Below are 14,545 nucleotides of genomic sequence, written 5' to 3'. Positions count from 1 at the left end.
GCCCGCGCAAGGCGGGAAGGGGGGCCGCCCGGCCCCCCTTCCCCATGCGGTTCATTGGGACTCGTCGTCCTCGGGAATCGGGTCCTCCCCCTCCGAGGAGGGAAGGGCCCCGTCCATGGGCTCGTCGCCCTCTCCACCGGTCATCTTCTGCATCACGTGGCGGGGAACCGACACGTTGGTGATGGCGTGCTTGAAGACGATCTGGTCGTAGTCGCGCCCGCGGATGTGGATCGTGTAGCGGTCGAAGCCAAGGACCTGACCGACGAACTTCTTCCCGCTGACGAGGAAGATCGTGATGAGGGAACGATCCTTGCGGACGAAATTGAGGATCTGGTTCTGGATGTTGATTTCACGGTTGGGCGCCGGCTTTTTCGCGCCATCTCTGGATGAGTTCGAGGGCATCATCGCGCCATTCCTCCTCTTGGATATCGAACCAATGAATTCCTTCTTCTTTCTTGAACCACGCTTGCTGGCGCTTGGCCAGGTTCCGGGTCCGCTGCTTGATTCGCCGGACCGCCTCCTCCAGGTCCAAGGAACCTTCGAGGAAGGACGCCAATTCCCCGTAGCCGATGGCCTTGGAGGCGGGTCCGGAAAGGTGGCCCGCTTCCCTCAGCCGCCGGACTTCATCCAGCAGGCCCGCGGCCATCATCTCCTCGACCCGGCGCTCGATTCTATGGTAGAGGAAGGGCTTGGGTGCCGTCAAACCCACCGTGAGCCCCGGGGTGACTCCTTTTTGGGCCGGGTCCTGCCGGATCCACCTGGAAAAGGGCCTCCCGGTCAGCAGTCGCACCTCGAGCGCCCGTACGATCCGCAGGGTGTCGCGGGGGCCCACCTCGCGGGCGCGGTCGGGGTCCAGCCGGGAAAGGATCCGGTGCAGTCCTTCGGGGCCCCGCGCCAGGGCGCGGCGGCTGAGCCTTTCCCTTATTTCTCCGTGCCGTCCTGGCGCGGAGACGAGCCCGCGCGTTAGGGACCGGTAGTAGAGGCCCGTTCCACCCACGAGGATGGCCGTCCGCCCCCGGGACCAGATGTCCAAAAGGGCCTTCAGCGCGTCCGCCCGGAACGAGCCCGCGGAGTAGAAGCTCCCCGGCTCGGCGACGTCGATGAGGTGGTGGGGGACCCCCCGGCGCTCCGCTGGGGAGGGCTTGTCCGTCCCGATGTCGAAGCCCTTGTACACGGCCATCGAATCGCAGGAGACGATCTCTCCCCCGAGGAGGAGCGCCGCTTCCACCGCCAGGCGGGTCTTGCCCGTGGCGGTGGGACCGACGAAGGCGAGGAGAGGGCCCTCCGGGAAGAGGGCGCCGTCAGGAGGGCTCACGGAAAAGGTCTTTTCGCGTGTGGCGGAGGGTCTCCAGGACCCGGGTCTCGTGGTCCGGCCCGAGGGTCCTTCGAATGGCCAGGAGCACGCTGTAGAGGAACTCGTTGAGGGACTGCACCAGGAGGGCCTGGCGATCCCCTTGAAGGGCCCGCAGGTTCTCGATCAGCCGTTCCTCGGAGAGGGATCCGTTGCTCCGGATGGTGACTCTCCCGAAAACCTCCGGTTGAACGGTCTTGAGGCGTCCGAGGTACTTCTCCAGGATGTTCTCCGCGATGGGCCCGACTTCACGCAGAAGGTAGTGGTACAGGAAGGAGAACATTTCGTTGTAATTGCGGATGAGGCCGCCCAGTTCTTTCAACTCGCGGCGCTCCTCCTCGAACCGGTCCTTCCGGCCCTTGACGTGGAGGAACCCGATGGAGAAGAAGATATACAGTGTCTTGAGCGTCTCGAACTCCCCGATTTCGCTCAGGTCGCACACTTCCTGGACGCTGCGTGCCCCGTCCACCAGGCGGAAGACGTGCTTCTCGTATTCCTCGAAGTGGAGGCCCTGGGGGCGGTGGGCCGGAAGCACCCGCTCGAAGACCACGTCCTTGTTGGGCATGTAGCGTTCGAAAAGAGCCGGGTCCTCGATGCGTCGGAGACCTTCCAGGAGAAGCTCCGGGACGGAAATGGCCGTCGTGATGTTCTCGCCCGCCTTCTCCTCCCCTTCGAAAAACTGGAACGACCCCGAATCCCAACGGAGGATGGAAAAGGCGATCTCCTGCACCTGGCGCCGGACCTCGTTCCAGAGGTCCTTGGGGGTGAGCGCTTTCATTTCCACGAGAATCTTGCCCAGCCGCTTGCCTCGGGTCACGTGGCGGCTGGCCTCGTCGAATTGGGCCTGGCTGATCCGGCCTTGGCGCAGGAGCATGTCCCCGAAGCGTTCTTCGGGCACATTGGAGGTGGCGAAGGTGACGACGCCGTTCTTGAAGTGAAGGGTCTTCGTCACGGTCCCGTTCCGGACGAGGAGGACGCCGGTCTTCCCGGTGGTCTTGAGAAAGTCCAGGATCTCGGGGAGGCCGAGCTGGGAGTAGTCGCCTTGGAGGGGAACAGCTCCGAGGCTCATGGCGGCTCTTTCCGAGGGGCCGCGGGCCCGATGGCCTGGGCGAGGCCCCCTGTGGTGACGCGGGCGGCATGGCGCTCCGGAATGCGGACGAGAACCCGCCCATAAACCCGGTCCATGGGAAATGGCCCCAGGTGCCGGCTGTCCAGGCTTTCCGCGGCATTGTCTCCGACGCAATAGAGGAATCCGTCGGGGACTCCCCCGGCGGAGGCGGGAAGCGCCTCGGGGTGATCCCCCGGAAGCCCGGCCACGCGCTTGACGAGGAACCCGCTTCCGGAAGGGTCCGTCAGAATGACGAGGTCGCCTCGCTGGGGCCCCCCCAGGCGAAAGGCCCAACGGTCCACGAGGATCAGGTCCCGGTCTCCGAGGGTGGGCGCCATGCTCTGACCGGACACTCGAAAGGGCCGGAAGAAACCGAGCAGGAGCAGGAGCGAAAGAAGAACCGACACGGCCGCCCCGAGTGTGTACCTCCAGAGCAGATTCCATGCCGACTTCATGGGCTCAACCCCGTCATAGGCCTCTCATTTTAGAACGGGCGGGGCGCCTGCCGCAAGCCGATGCGCCCTCGGGACGGCGGGCGGGACCGGAGGCGTGGACCGGGGCTCGCCGGATGGACCCACCGATGTGCGACCGAAGCCGCCGCTTGCGCAAAGAGGCGGCGAAGGCGCCGTGATCCTGGCGCCTTCGCTCACGATTCCGGTTGGTGAAGGGGGGATGGGTGGTGGGCCATGTAGGACTCGAACCTACAACCTTGGGATTAAGAGTCCCCTGCTCTACCGGTTGAGCTAATGGCCCATCCAGCCGGGGCAGTTTGCCCGAAAACGGCTTCGAAGTCAACCCGAGGGGGTCCAGTGAGCCGTTGGAAAGGCGTCCAGTGGGGCCACTCCCGGTCGGGCTGGTCCGCACCCGTCGAGCGCTCGGAAGGCCACCATGGCCGCGTTGTCGGTGCAGTATCGTGGAGAAGGGAAGGCCGCGGGAACCCCCAGCTCCTCGCCGAGGGCCAGGAGTCTGCGGCGAAGGAGGCGGTTGCAGGCGACCCCGCCCGCCATGGTGAGGCAAGCGGGCTTTCTGCGGATGGCCGCCACACGCATCCTCTGGATCAGGTGGTCCACGACACGCTTCTGGAAGGATGCCAGCAGGTCGTATTCCCATCCGGGGAGGGCATGAGTGTCCGTCTCGAAAGGTGGACCGTACCCATGGCTCCTCAGCCAGTGGAGAGCCGCCGACTTGAGCCCCGAGAAGGAAAAGTCCAGAGGGTCTCCGGAGGACATCCGCGGAAGGGGGAAGAGCACGGCCCGGGGATTCCCGCGCTCAGCCAGGCGGTCAATCACCGGACCTCCCGGGTAGGGCAGTCCGAGGTGCTTGGCCAGTTTGTCCAGGGCCTCGCCCGCGGCGTCGTCGCGCGTTGCGCAGATCCGCTGGATTTCGCTTGCGGTTCGGCACCAAAAGAGATGGGTGTGCCCCCCGGAGACCACAAGGCCAAGGGCGGGATAGGGAAGATCCGGACGCTCGATCCACGGCGACCGGAGGTGCGCTTCGATGTGGTTTACGCCTCGAACCGGGAGGTTCTTGGCCCACCCGAGGGCATTGGCGTACGCCACCCCCACCAGGAGGCTGCCAAGGAGTCCAGGCCCGCACGAGACGGCGATCTCCTCCACGTCGGCGAGGGTGCATCCCGCGTCGGCCAACACCCCCTCCACCGTTCCGGGGAGCTTCTGGAGATGCGCCCGGCTCGCCAGTTCGGGAACGACGCCTCCATAAGGAGCGTGCACCTCGTCCTGACCCGCGACGCGACACGAAACCACCCGGCCGTCCCGGTGCAGGAGGGCCGCCGAGGAGTCGTCGCAGGAAGTCTCGATCCCGAGGATGAGGCTCATGGCCTCAGGCGGCCAAGGAGATCCCCCACCGTGCCGGCGTCCACGGGCTTTACCGCCCCCGCCTCGGTGAACAGGGCCGTGATAAGATCGTGCGGGGTCACGTCAAAGGCGGGGTTGAAGGCCTCGGCTCCGGGAGGAGCAACGGCCTGTTCGCCCCATCGGAGAATCTCCTGGGAGGGCCGCAATTCGATGGGAATTCCGGAGCCGTCCGGCAGGTCAGGATCGAAGGTGCTCAGGGGGGCGGCCACGTAAAAGGGCACGCCGTGCCGATGGGCCAGGACCGCCAAGGGGTAAGTCCCGACCTTGTTGGCGGTGTCGCCGTTGGCCGCGATCCGGTCGGCGCCCACCAGGACGAGGTCGATCCTACCGGAGGCCAGGAGGGAAGCCGCCGCGGACTCGCAGATGACGGTCACGGGGATGTTGTCCTCCATCAACTCCCAGGCCGTGAGACGGGCTCCCTGGAGGAAGGGCCTAGTCTCGTCAGCGAAAACCCGGGGAGCCTTGCCCGCCTCCCGAGCCGCGCGGATGACGCCCAGCGCCGTCCCGAAGCCGCCGGTGGCCAGTGCCCCGGCGTTGCAGTGGGTGAGGATGGAAGCCTTCTTGGGCACGAAGGCCGCGCCGACCTTGCCGATGGACTTGCACGCGTTGACGTCGTCCCGATGGATCTGGATGGCCTCCTCCTCCACGGAGGCGGCCACGTCCTCTGGATCCGCGCCGCTCTTGGCGAGATCCGTCGCCAGGCGGAGGAGGCGGTCCACGGCCCATCGAAGGTTGACCGCCGTGGGCCGCGCGGAGGCCAGCACCTCGGCCTCGGAGTTCATCTGGCGCCGGAAGTCGCGGCGGTTCGCGCAGGACACGCTGGCCGCTCGGGCGGCCAGCGCCATGCCATACGCGGCGGAGATTCCGATGGCGGGCGCGCCCCTCACAACCATGTCACGGATGGCGGTTGCTACCTCGGCGGCCGTGCGACATTCCCTGAAAACGACTTCGGAAGGCAGGAGCCTCTGGTCGAGAAGCTCGAGGCTGCCCCTCCCCGTCCACCGGATGTGAGCGCGCATCGGCCCCCCTCAAGACGCGGATTCCCGTTTCAAGTGTTCCTGGATCATGTCCAAATCTGCGGGCTCGATCTTCTGGAGGCGAAGGTCCGTCTCCAGTTCCTGGACGGACCGTGTCACGGCGTCGGCCAAAAGGCCGGCCGCCCGCTCCTGCGGAATCGCCTGCGCCTCCTCGAATAGGGGCCGAAGGACCCAGACGAAGGCGGCGACGGCCAGGACGAGGGTCGCGAGAAGGGGCGCCATCAGTATCTCCTCATCGGCACGAGGGCCGTGGTGCCGCCAATGAGGACGAGCAGGCCGCCGAGCCACAGCCATGCCACCATGGGGTTCACGAAGGCCCCGATCACGGCCGTGCCGTCCTTGGGGTCGAAGCCCGCCAGGAGGGTGTAAAAGTCGTTCATGAGGCGGGAGTGAATCGCGACCTCGTAGGTGGGCTGCTGAGGGTTCGCGGCGTAGAAGACCCGCTGGGGCCTCAGGTGGGCCACGAATCGGTCCCCCTTGAACACGTGAAGGTCGGCCCACACCCGGGCCTCGTTGACCTTCGTCAGGTCGGCGTTCAGATCGTCATGGTTGAGCCCCGCCATTCGGACCGTGTAGGGCCCGAAGCGCACGGCGTCCCCGGGGCGCATGGTCTCCTGGTACTCCTTTTGAAACGTCCCGGAAAAGGCCACGCCGAGAAAGAGGCAGACCATGCCCAGGTGGACGAGGTATCCCCCGTATCGACGCGGGTTGTCGCGGAAGGGCGAAAGGAGGGCCCTTGGCATGGTCGCCCGCCCGTGGGCCACGGATGTCTTGACCGAGCGGATGTACTCCTCTACCAGGATGGCGGCCACAAAGAAAGAGAGCGCGATGCAGGCGAAGAGGTAGGCGTAGGTGAGGGGCCGGGAGGCGAAGTCCGCTCGGGAGGCGGCTCCGCCGTATAGGAAGGCCGCGATCGAGACGGCCAGGGCCGAGCCGCCGGCCAAGGAGGGAAAGAGAAGGTGCCGGCGGTAGCCCGCCCAGCCGCCGCGCCGCCAGGGGGCGATGGATGCGATGCCCATGACGAGGAGAATGGCGAGGGCCACCGGCAGGATCCTCGGGTTGTAAAACTCGGGGCCGTGGCTCACCTCCTTGCCCGTGACCATCCGGACGAAAATCGGGCTCGTCACGCCGAAAAGGACGATCAACGTCATCAGGCCCAGGAGCAGGTTCCCGTACAGGAAGAGGCTCTCGCGGCTCCCGGCGGATTCGAGCCTCTGCCCGCTTTTCAGAAGGCCCTGCCTTCTCAGGATGAGAACCACGCCGAGGGCCAGCATGCCCAGCATGAAGGCGATGAAGATGTTCCCGATCTTGAAGTACCAGGGGATCGTCGGGTCCTCCTGTCCGAAGGCGTGGACCGATTGCAGGATGCCCGAGCGGGTGAGGAAGGTCCCGTAGATGCACAGCAGGAAGGTGGCCATGATGAAGAAGACGTTCCAGAACCGGTAAATCCCGCGTTTCTCCTGCATCAAGAAGGAGTGAAGAAAGGCCGTCCCCGTCACCCAGGGCAGGAAGGAGGCGTTCTCCACGGGATCCCAGGCCCAGTAGCCTCCCCACCCGAGTTCGATGTAGGCCCAGTATCCGCCCAGGAGGATTCCGATGCCCAGAGTGAGCCACGAGTACATGGCCCAGTTTCTGGCCGACCGCATCCAGAAGGTGTTGCGCTCCCTGTGGGCCAGCGCGCCCAGGATGAAGGCGAAGGGGATGGCGAAGCCCACGTAGCCCTGGTAGAGCATGGGCGGGTGGATGGCCATGTAGACGTTCTGAAGGAGGGGGTTGAGGCCGTTCCCCTCGATTCGGGCCAGCATTTCAGGGGCATAGGCCTTGACGGCCAGGCCCTCGGAGTCCATGAGGGGCTCAAAGGGGCTCGTCTTGAAGTTCAGGAGGACGAGGAAAAAGAGAAGGGTCAGGAGCAGCACGAAGCTGGTGAAGGGCAACAGCCTCAAGTTGTTGGTCCGGTTCAGGACCACGGCCAAGGAGCAGAAAACGGCCAGCAGCGCGCACCAGAAGAGGATGGACCCGTTCATTCCCCCCCAGAGCGCGGACAACTTGTAGATGATGGGCTGGGAGGAGCGGGAGTACTCCCAGACGTACTTGATCGTGAAGTCGTTTTTCAAGAGGGCGATCCACAGCGCCGCCACGGCCAGGAGGGACAAGGCCGTGATTCCGTGGATGGAGCGCACAGCGCTGCGGAGGTACCGAAGGTCGTTGGTTCGATAGGCCACGAAGGCCGCCACGGCTCCCCAGAGGGCCAGGGCCAGGGCGATGAAGAGCGCGTAAGTCCCGATGGTCCCCATGGGTCAGGCCTTGGGAAGACCGTCTGTGGATTCGTACTTCGAAGGACACTTGACGATGAGCTCTCGCCCCTCGAAGGTTCCGCTCCCGCTCATGCGGCCGTCCACCACCACCTCGAGACCTTCCTTGAAGGCGTCGGGGACGGCCCCGCGGTAATGAACCGGGATCTTCCTCTCACCGTCCGAGACCTCGAACCAGAGGTCGAGCCGGTCCGCCGATAGACGGACGCTACCGGGTTCGATGATCCCTTTGAGTTTGAGCCGGTCGGATTGCACGGCGGGGTTCGCCATGTACTGGGTCGGACTGTAGTAATAGACGGTCTTACCCGTTCCCGCGTTGGACAGAAAGAAGAGCCCCACCGCGCCTGCCACGATGATGAGGGCGACGGTCAGTTTGACCTTCATTACGGCACCTCCAGCCGAAGGGCCCGGGAGTCCCCGGCGCCTAACAATTTAAAATGGAACGCCTCCCCCGTCAAAAAATTCGAGGCCCTGGGGGAGCGGGGGGCCCATCAGGGCACTGCCTCCGGATATCGGCCACCGTCGCCGACGGGTTGGGCGTCTCGGCGAAGAGGCGGATGGCCGCCAGGCCGGCGGCGCCGGCGGCGCGAATCCGGGGGATGTCAGGGATTCCAACGCCTCCTATGGCGAGAACGGGGATGGAGACCGCCCGACACGCCTCTTCAAGCGTTCCCAGGCCCAGCGGCGCTCCGAAGGCGCGCTTGGAGGGCGTATCGAAAACGGGACCCAGGGTGACCGCGTCGGCGCCCAGGTCCGCCGCGGTTCGCACCTCCTTCACGGAGTGACAGGACCGGACCACGAACATGGGAGGCGGACACAACCGGCGAACCTCGTCCGTGGGAAGGCCGGAGGCGGGGAGATGAACGCCCGAGGCGCCCGCCGCAAGGGCCAGATCCGGACGCCCGTTGACCAGCAGCCGCGTCTCGAACCGGAGGGCTTCGAACCGGAGAGCGCCGAGGACCGCGCACAGGGCCCCGTCGGGGAGGTCCTTCTCCCGGATCTGGAGCCAGTCCACTCCCGACCGCAGCAGGCGGGAGGCCTGACCCAGGAGGCCCTCCTCGGAGAAGGCGAGCCGGCGGTCGGTGATGGCGTAGAGAATCAAGCCTGGGACTCCCGGATGCGGCCCCTCAGCACGGCGCCGGCCGCGATTCTTAGGCGTCTGGTCGAGAGGTCCCCCTCGAAGCGTGCGGACTCCCCGAAGGAGGAGAGCCCGGCCGTGGCGAATTGGCCTTTCAACCGACCGGCCGCTTCCAGGGCGGAGCATTGGGCTTCACCCTCCAAGGAGCCTTCCCGCCCCACTGTAAGGGTCGAATCGGTCTTGAGGGTGCCGGCCACTCGCCCGTGGACCTCCACCTCGGAGCGTGTGACCAGGTCTCCCTCCAGGAGGGCCGTTGGGGCGAGCACCGTCCTGGGGGGGGGCGGCGGCGTCTTGTTAAACCAGGCCATGGCATGCTCCACGACGGGAGAGGGAGTCTAGGGCAAGGAAGGCGGGGATGCAAGGTGAAGGAAACAGGGAACGAGAGAATCAGCCATTCCGGAGGAGAGCAAAACAGGAAACCACTTGCCGCGTGGGTGGGCAGATCCCGGCACCGGCGGGCTGAGAGCGCGTCAACCCTCGGGCCTTTTCAAGGCGCGGGCGAGGATGAGGAGGAGGACCGCACCGCAGAGGATGAGGGCGCCGACGAGGACGAGCCGGACCGTCCGGGAGCCCGCCAGGGAGCCCCCTTCCTCGGCGGGACCCAGGTCGGCAGCCTGGCTGGGCATGGCGAGGATCTGGGAGGCCAGGGAGGCCAGGTCATAGCGGGGCGGCTGCAGGTTCGGCGAGCCGGCCAGGAGGCGCGCGGGCCCCTCGGGCGCCAGAAAAAAGAGTGTATGTCCACGGCGCCACAGGAGCGCGTCCACCGAGGAAAGGGCCGGGTTGTCGCCGTCCTGAAAGACCACACGGATCTTTCCGCCGGGGCTGGCGCCCCATAGGGGCACGACGAGCCGGCAGGGCAGGGCCGAGGCGCCCGCGCAAGACCAGTCGCCGTGGTGGACGGCCGGTGGGGATTCGAGACCAGGCCTGCTTCCATCGGCCACAAAATGGACGGCGAGGGGCCGGTGGAAAGCCGAGGCGGAGGTCCGCAGTTCCAGGGCCGTCAGGTGCATACCCTTGGGAACCTCGGGGAGGAGGATTTCGCTTTCACCCCGGATGCGGCCCGGGCTCGGGATGAGCCCGGTGACCCGCCACACGGAGACCGGCTCGGCGGCCGCATGGAGCAGGTACGGTACCTGACGCCCGCCCGACTCCAGGCGCAGGTCCCCGAGGTCCGTCCGGGCCGGGGCGTAGACGGCCCCGGGCAACTCCAATCGGGCCAATTCCCCGGGTCTCAGCCCGGGATTCACGGGCCAGGCGGTGGAGAAGGAGGCCTCGGGCAGGGCGGCACCCAGGCCCGCCCGGGCGGCGGGCAGGCCTGCGGGCGCTCCATCGCGCTCGGGCCCCAAGACCAGGAGGGGTACGGACTCGGGGGGGGACGGGACCGCGAAAGAAGGGTACTGAGGCGGCGCCATGCCAAGGCTGCCGTACGTGAAGCGGTAGGCGCCGGGCGCACCGGCATGGAAGAAGATCGAGGGAACCTGAAAAGAACCCCAAACCGCCGCAACGGAGGGCGAGGGAAGAACCCCCGAGGCGACCTCGAGCCGGAGCACGGGGCTCTCGAAGGGGCCCTCCTCAACGGCCACATCGGGCCACGCGCCCTTTGGATCGGCGGTCAACGTCCCCTCGGCGACGGTCTCCCAGCGGCCCTGACGGACGGCGCAGAGCCGGTAGGAAAGGGCCCCGGCGCCGTGTGCCGCGAGGCGGAGTCCCTTCAGGCCGGCGCCGGTACCCGGCAGGCTCACGAGATAAACGCGGCCGGCGGGTAGATCGCTCTCGTGGGTCAGGCTCAGAGCGAACTCGAGGATCGTGGCGGGCGAAGGCGGCGCGGGAAGGGCTTCGGCGCGCCGGACGTCGGGGTAGTCTCCCCCCTTGGGCCAGATCAGGCGGAGGTAGCGATCCGAGGTGGCCGGGTAGGCCAGAGAAGTTCTCGACAGGCCCTCACCTTCGCCGAGGCGGAAAAGGTCCCCCCGGGCCAGAAGGCGCCAGGATGCGCCGTCTCGGCCCGACTCCAGCCGGCAGTCGGAAACCGCCGCGCGGTTGGCGAACTCGAAACGGAAGGCATGATGGGGAGGCGTCGAGGCACCGAGGTCGAAGACCAGTTCCCACCCATCCGGGGATTCCCGGACAGCGCGCGCTGCGGCTGGTATGGCTTCGGCTGGCTTCGGGGGTAGAAGGAGCCGGTAGGGCACTTCGGCGCCCGAAGCGTCCACAATCCTCAAGTCCCGGGCGTCGGGGGTCATGCGCCCCCGCGTGGCGGGATCCAGATTGACACGGTACCAGCCCTCCGAAGGGGCCTGGGCGATGCGCTCAAATCGGCCAGGCGGAACCTGGGCGGCCAGGGGAAGGACCGCGAGGATCAGGACTCCCGCGAAGCGGCGGATTCGCATTCGTCCCTCCGGCGGAAAACGAAACGCATGTAAAGGTAGGCGATCAGCAGCAGGCTCGTCCCCAGCCCCAGGAACGAGAGGGCGCGAAGCAGGGTGTCCTTCAGGTGGGCGAGGTCGTAGAGGAAGATCTTTCCGATGGTGAGAATCATCACGGCGAGGGATGCGTACCGGAAGGCCGCCGATCGCCGGGCGATGCCTGCCCCCAGGAGGACCAGCCCGAAGAGGATCCATCCCGCCGAATACGCGTAATTCTCCATGTTGGTGGCGCGGCCCGCCTGAAGCAGACTGCCCCGGAAGCCCTGGCGGATTTCCAGGGTCAGAAGGCAGAAGAGGAGGATGAGGCCTCCGGCCCCCAGAACGCGCGAGATCCTCTCTTCGCCACGGCTCCGGAGTTCCGCCGCTCCGAGCAGGACCAGCAGGGCCGGAACCCCGTAAACGAAGAGAAGGGCGTTGAAAACCGGCGTGTCCCCAACGGGGTGGCGGGTCCAGGCAGGATTGGCGACGAGGCACGGGCCCAACGCCGCCAGGGCGAGAGCCGCGAGAAGGAGCAGGCGCCCGCCCCAGTCCAGGGACCGAAGGGGCCAGCGGCGGGAGGCCGCAAGGAGGCCAAGCCCCAGCGCCATCCATGCCACGACCCAACCGCCCCACTCGGCCAGGTCCACCCGGGGTGAGTCCAGGCGCCCTGGGTGAAAATAGTGGCGAACTTCGAGGGCCAGAAGGGCCCCGCCGAAGGCCAGGGCCCCCCACTGGAGGGCCTCCGAAAGTGCCTTGCGGTCGCGGTGGACGAACCAGGCGCCCGCGGCGAAGGCCAGCAATGGCAAGCCGTAGCCGTAGAGGATCCAGTTCAGCACAGGAGTGGACCCCGTGGGGTAGGCGAGGACGAAGGGGTTGAGGAGGAGGCGAGCCGCGACGCCAGCCGCGAGGGCCCAGGCCAGCTTGGCCAGGGCGCCCACCCGAAGGCGTTCGGACAGCCAGCACAGCGCCGCCACCTCCAGAGCCCAGGCCACCGCCATCCACTCGCGATGGAGTTCCAGAGGCACGGCCAGGCTCACGAAAGCCGTCGCGGCCGCCGCCATGGCCGCCAGGGCCTCCTCGCCGCCCTTCAAGGTGTTCCGGCGGGAGGCCAGGGGAACGGCGCCCGCGAGGAAAAGGAAAGCCATCACAAGGGCCGGAGGACCCCAATGGCCCCCATGGACGAGTCCCAGGTGGGTCCGCCATGCCATCAGAAACGCGCCCAGCGCCGAGAGGGCCGAGAGGGCGGCCCATCGGCCGGGCGACGCGGAGCCCCACAGGCAAGCGTAGGCCCCAAAGGCGAAGAGGGCGCCCAGCGAACCCGCCGTCGCGAGGTAAAGGCCCAGGGCGTCGGGAGCCAGGCCGGCCCCCCAAAGACCGAGCAAGATCGTCGTGAGGATCACCGCGAGCCAGGCCGTCCCCTCGAAGGCCTCGTCCAGGCGCCCCATGGCCAGGCAGGCGGCGCCGAGGATGCCCAGGAAGACCCACTCCGTGGTGCCGAATCCGCCACGGCCCGCCAGTGCGGCGAGGAGCCCGAGGCCGGAGCCCAGGGCGGCCCACCCGAGGCCCAGGGGGATCCGCGCGTCTCCCCAGGCCGCCGCGGCCCGACCGGCGAAACCGCTGGCCAGGAAAGCCCCCACGCTTGCGAGGAGGAAAAGTCCCACCCAGAGGCCGTCCTCGGGCCGGAACGGGAACGCGAGCCAGAGGGCCGCCCAGCCCATTCCCGCAAGGAGGGTGAGACCCGCCAGGGGCCACCACCTGCGCAGGCGCGTGACGGCCAGGAGGCCTACCTGGAGCAGAAGCAGGTAGCCGAAGAGCGGGCCCGGACGGTGGGAACCCGTGCTGAGCCAGTAGGGCGTGAAAAAGCCGCCGATGAGCCCCACCACGGCCACCAGTGGCCCCTGCCGAAGAGAGAGCGCCACGCCCACGGCGGCCGTGAGTCCCATGAGGGCGAAGGCCACCAGGTTCGGAATGAGGTGGTACAGGTTGCTCGCCGCAAGGAAGCACGCGAAGAGGTCGGCGATGCCGGCCGCCGAGCACGCCTGGGCGAGGAGTCGGTAGCCCTTTCGGAGAAGCTCCCCCGTCACCAGGAGGGCCGCGCCGAAGAGGACCCCCAATGCGATGCGCACGGGCGGGCTGATCCAGCCCTGGTCGATGGAATACTTCACGAACAGGGTTCCGGCCAGGGCCAGAGCGACGGCTCCCACCCACACGAAAAGCCTGGCCCCCAGTTTCTCCTCCAGGCCCATGGCGGGTCGGACGGGTGGTTGGGGAGGCGGTCCGGCCCCAGGCGGTGCGCTGGAGGCCGTGGGCGGCTCGACGGGTGGAGCAGGTGGGGCGGTCCGGTCAGGAATCGGTTGCGTCGGAGCCTGAATCGAATCTGAAGCGGTCTGGGTCAGGGGCTCCGGCGCCAACGGGGGGAGTTCCGTTGGAGCCTCAAGGGGCAAGGCGGGACCGGGGCTCCTTTCAACTGGGGGACCATCGCTCCTCGCGAGATCGGAGTGGAGTTTCGCAAGCTGGGCTCGAAGGTGTTGCAATTCCCGGCGCTGGTCATCCAGGGCATCGAGAAGGTTGCGTCGGAGCCGGTTGCCTCGGACCAGAGCCACAATCGCAAGGGTGAGGGCCACCACGGGGCCTCCCAGGAGAACGGCCGCCAGGAGCAAGATGACCAGACCTTCCATGTCTCCTCCGGCGGGTTCGGAGTCCCGCGGGCGCCGAGTTCTTGATTTCCGCGGCCCCCCGCCCTCCCTCCAGGATGGCAAGGAGCAAGGGTATGCCATCGGGGCGGAGGGCGCAATGGAGGCGGGGCCTTGCGGATCGACTTTTCCTCAATGCGCCGGAAGGTCGCCATTCGCCTGCTGCGGACGGCGGTTCCCCTCGGGGGTCTGCACAGATTCTTCAGGAGAGCCAAAAAAAAAGAAGGAGGCTGGGCCTCCCTCTTTGGGTATTCTGGAGCGGGCGACGGGTCTCGAACCTACGCGCCGTAGCGTGCTCGCGGCCGTCGGAGTCCGGCCGCTTGCGCGCGCAACGGCGCCTACGGTTCCCGGGGCGGGTCTCTCGCCGGGCGTTGTTGCGCTGCGAACGCTCCCTCCTCGGTCGCGTTCTCGCGGCAACGCCTCGGCGTGTCCCGCCCTTCTCGACCCTTTTGCCTTCGAATCCGCAGAAACAAGAAAGGGAGGCACAGCCTCCCTCTTCGGATTCTCTGGAGCGGGCGACGGGTCTCGAACCCGCGACCTCAAGCTTGGGAAGCTCGCGCTCTACCGACTGAGCTACGCCCGCGCCGACCAGAACGATAGCGCAGAAGCGGAGCCAGGGTCAAGGCCGCC

General features: G+C 67.3%; 13 protein-coding genes and 2 tRNA genes. All 15 read right to left on the bottom strand.

All coding sequences use genetic code 11. From position 1 onward, the window contains the following. Positions 1-51 precede the first annotated feature (51 nt). On the bottom strand, positions 52-405 hold the full coding sequence (locus AB1824_00550) for an RNA chaperone Hfq (protein MEW5763437.1): 354 nt from the start codon (positions 403-405) through the stop codon (positions 52-54). Next, positions 350-1,315, bottom strand: coding sequence for a tRNA (adenosine(37)-N6)-dimethylallyltransferase MiaA (miaA, locus tag AB1824_00545; protein ID MEW5763436.1), 966 nt, complete (start codon positions 1,313-1,315; stop codon positions 350-352). Before miaA ends, AB1824_00550 begins: the two co-directional genes overlap by 56 nt. Then, positions 1,302-2,420 carry a DUF4388 domain-containing protein gene (locus tag AB1824_00540; GenBank protein MEW5763435.1) on the bottom strand — a complete coding sequence of 373 codons (1,119 nt, stop codon included), beginning with the start codon at positions 2,418-2,420 and terminating at the stop codon, positions 1,302-1,304. Before AB1824_00540 ends, miaA begins: the two co-directional genes overlap by 14 nt. Further along, positions 2,417-2,914: a signal peptidase I gene (gene lepB, locus AB1824_00535; GenBank protein ID MEW5763434.1), complete on the bottom strand. Its 498-nt coding sequence runs from the start codon at positions 2,912-2,914 to the stop codon at positions 2,417-2,419. Before lepB ends, AB1824_00540 begins: the two co-directional genes overlap by 4 nt. Positions 2,915-3,136: 222 nt before the next feature. Continuing rightward, positions 3,137-3,212, bottom strand: a tRNA-Lys gene (locus tag AB1824_00530). Between the two features lie 38 nt (positions 3,213-3,250). Beyond that, complete coding sequence (tsaD, locus tag AB1824_00525) at positions 3,251-4,294, bottom strand: tRNA (adenosine(37)-N6)-threonylcarbamoyltransferase complex transferase subunit TsaD (GenBank protein ID MEW5763433.1); 1,044 nt, start codon at positions 4,292-4,294, stop codon at positions 3,251-3,253. Further along, entirely contained in the window at positions 4,291-5,352 is a 1,062-nt protein-coding gene (gene mtnA / locus AB1824_00520) for an S-methyl-5-thioribose-1-phosphate isomerase (protein MEW5763432.1), read from the bottom strand. The genes tsaD and mtnA overlap by 4 nt, the downstream gene beginning before the upstream one ends. Before the next feature lie 9 nt (positions 5,353-5,361). After that, on the bottom strand, positions 5,362-5,592 hold the full coding sequence (locus tag AB1824_00515; protein ID MEW5763431.1) for a hypothetical protein: 231 nt from the start codon (positions 5,590-5,592) through the stop codon (positions 5,362-5,364). Beyond that, complete coding sequence (locus AB1824_00510; protein MEW5763430.1) at positions 5,592-7,664, bottom strand: cytochrome c-type biogenesis CcmF C-terminal domain-containing protein; 2,073 nt, start codon at positions 7,662-7,664, stop codon at positions 5,592-5,594. Before AB1824_00510 ends, AB1824_00515 begins: the two co-directional genes overlap by 1 nt. A gap of 3 nt (positions 7,665-7,667) precedes the next feature. Next, entirely contained in the window at positions 7,668-8,066 is a 399-nt protein-coding gene (locus AB1824_00505) for a cytochrome c maturation protein CcmE (GenBank protein MEW5763429.1), read from the bottom strand. A gap of 70 nt (positions 8,067-8,136) precedes the next feature. Beyond that, entirely contained in the window at positions 8,137-8,784 is a 648-nt protein-coding gene (locus tag AB1824_00500; GenBank protein MEW5763428.1) for a thiamine phosphate synthase, read from the bottom strand. Next, a complete protein-coding gene (locus AB1824_00495; GenBank protein MEW5763427.1) occupies positions 8,781-9,128 on the bottom strand; it encodes a polymer-forming cytoskeletal protein in 348 nt (115 codons plus the stop codon). The genes AB1824_00500 and AB1824_00495 overlap by 4 nt, the downstream gene beginning before the upstream one ends. 162 nt (positions 9,129-9,290) lie before the next feature. Continuing rightward, positions 9,291-11,207, bottom strand: coding sequence for a DUF3999 family protein (locus AB1824_00490; GenBank protein MEW5763426.1), 1,917 nt, complete (start codon positions 11,205-11,207; stop codon positions 9,291-9,293). After that, a complete protein-coding gene (locus tag AB1824_00485; protein ID MEW5763425.1) occupies positions 11,177-13,900 on the bottom strand; it encodes a DUF2339 domain-containing protein in 2,724 nt (907 codons plus the stop codon). Before AB1824_00485 ends, AB1824_00490 begins: the two co-directional genes overlap by 31 nt. A gap of 522 nt (positions 13,901-14,422) precedes the next feature. Beyond that, positions 14,423-14,498: transfer RNA gene (locus AB1824_00480), tRNA-Gly, on the bottom strand. Positions 14,499-14,545 lie beyond the last annotated feature (47 nt).

This window comes from Acidobacteriota bacterium, from assembly GCA_040752915.1.
GTDB lineage: Bacteria > Acidobacteriota > UBA4820 > UBA4820 > DSQY01 > JBFLVU01.
Note: the sequence above shows the minus strand (reverse complement) of the source record. Positions and strands in the feature narration are given on the sequence as shown.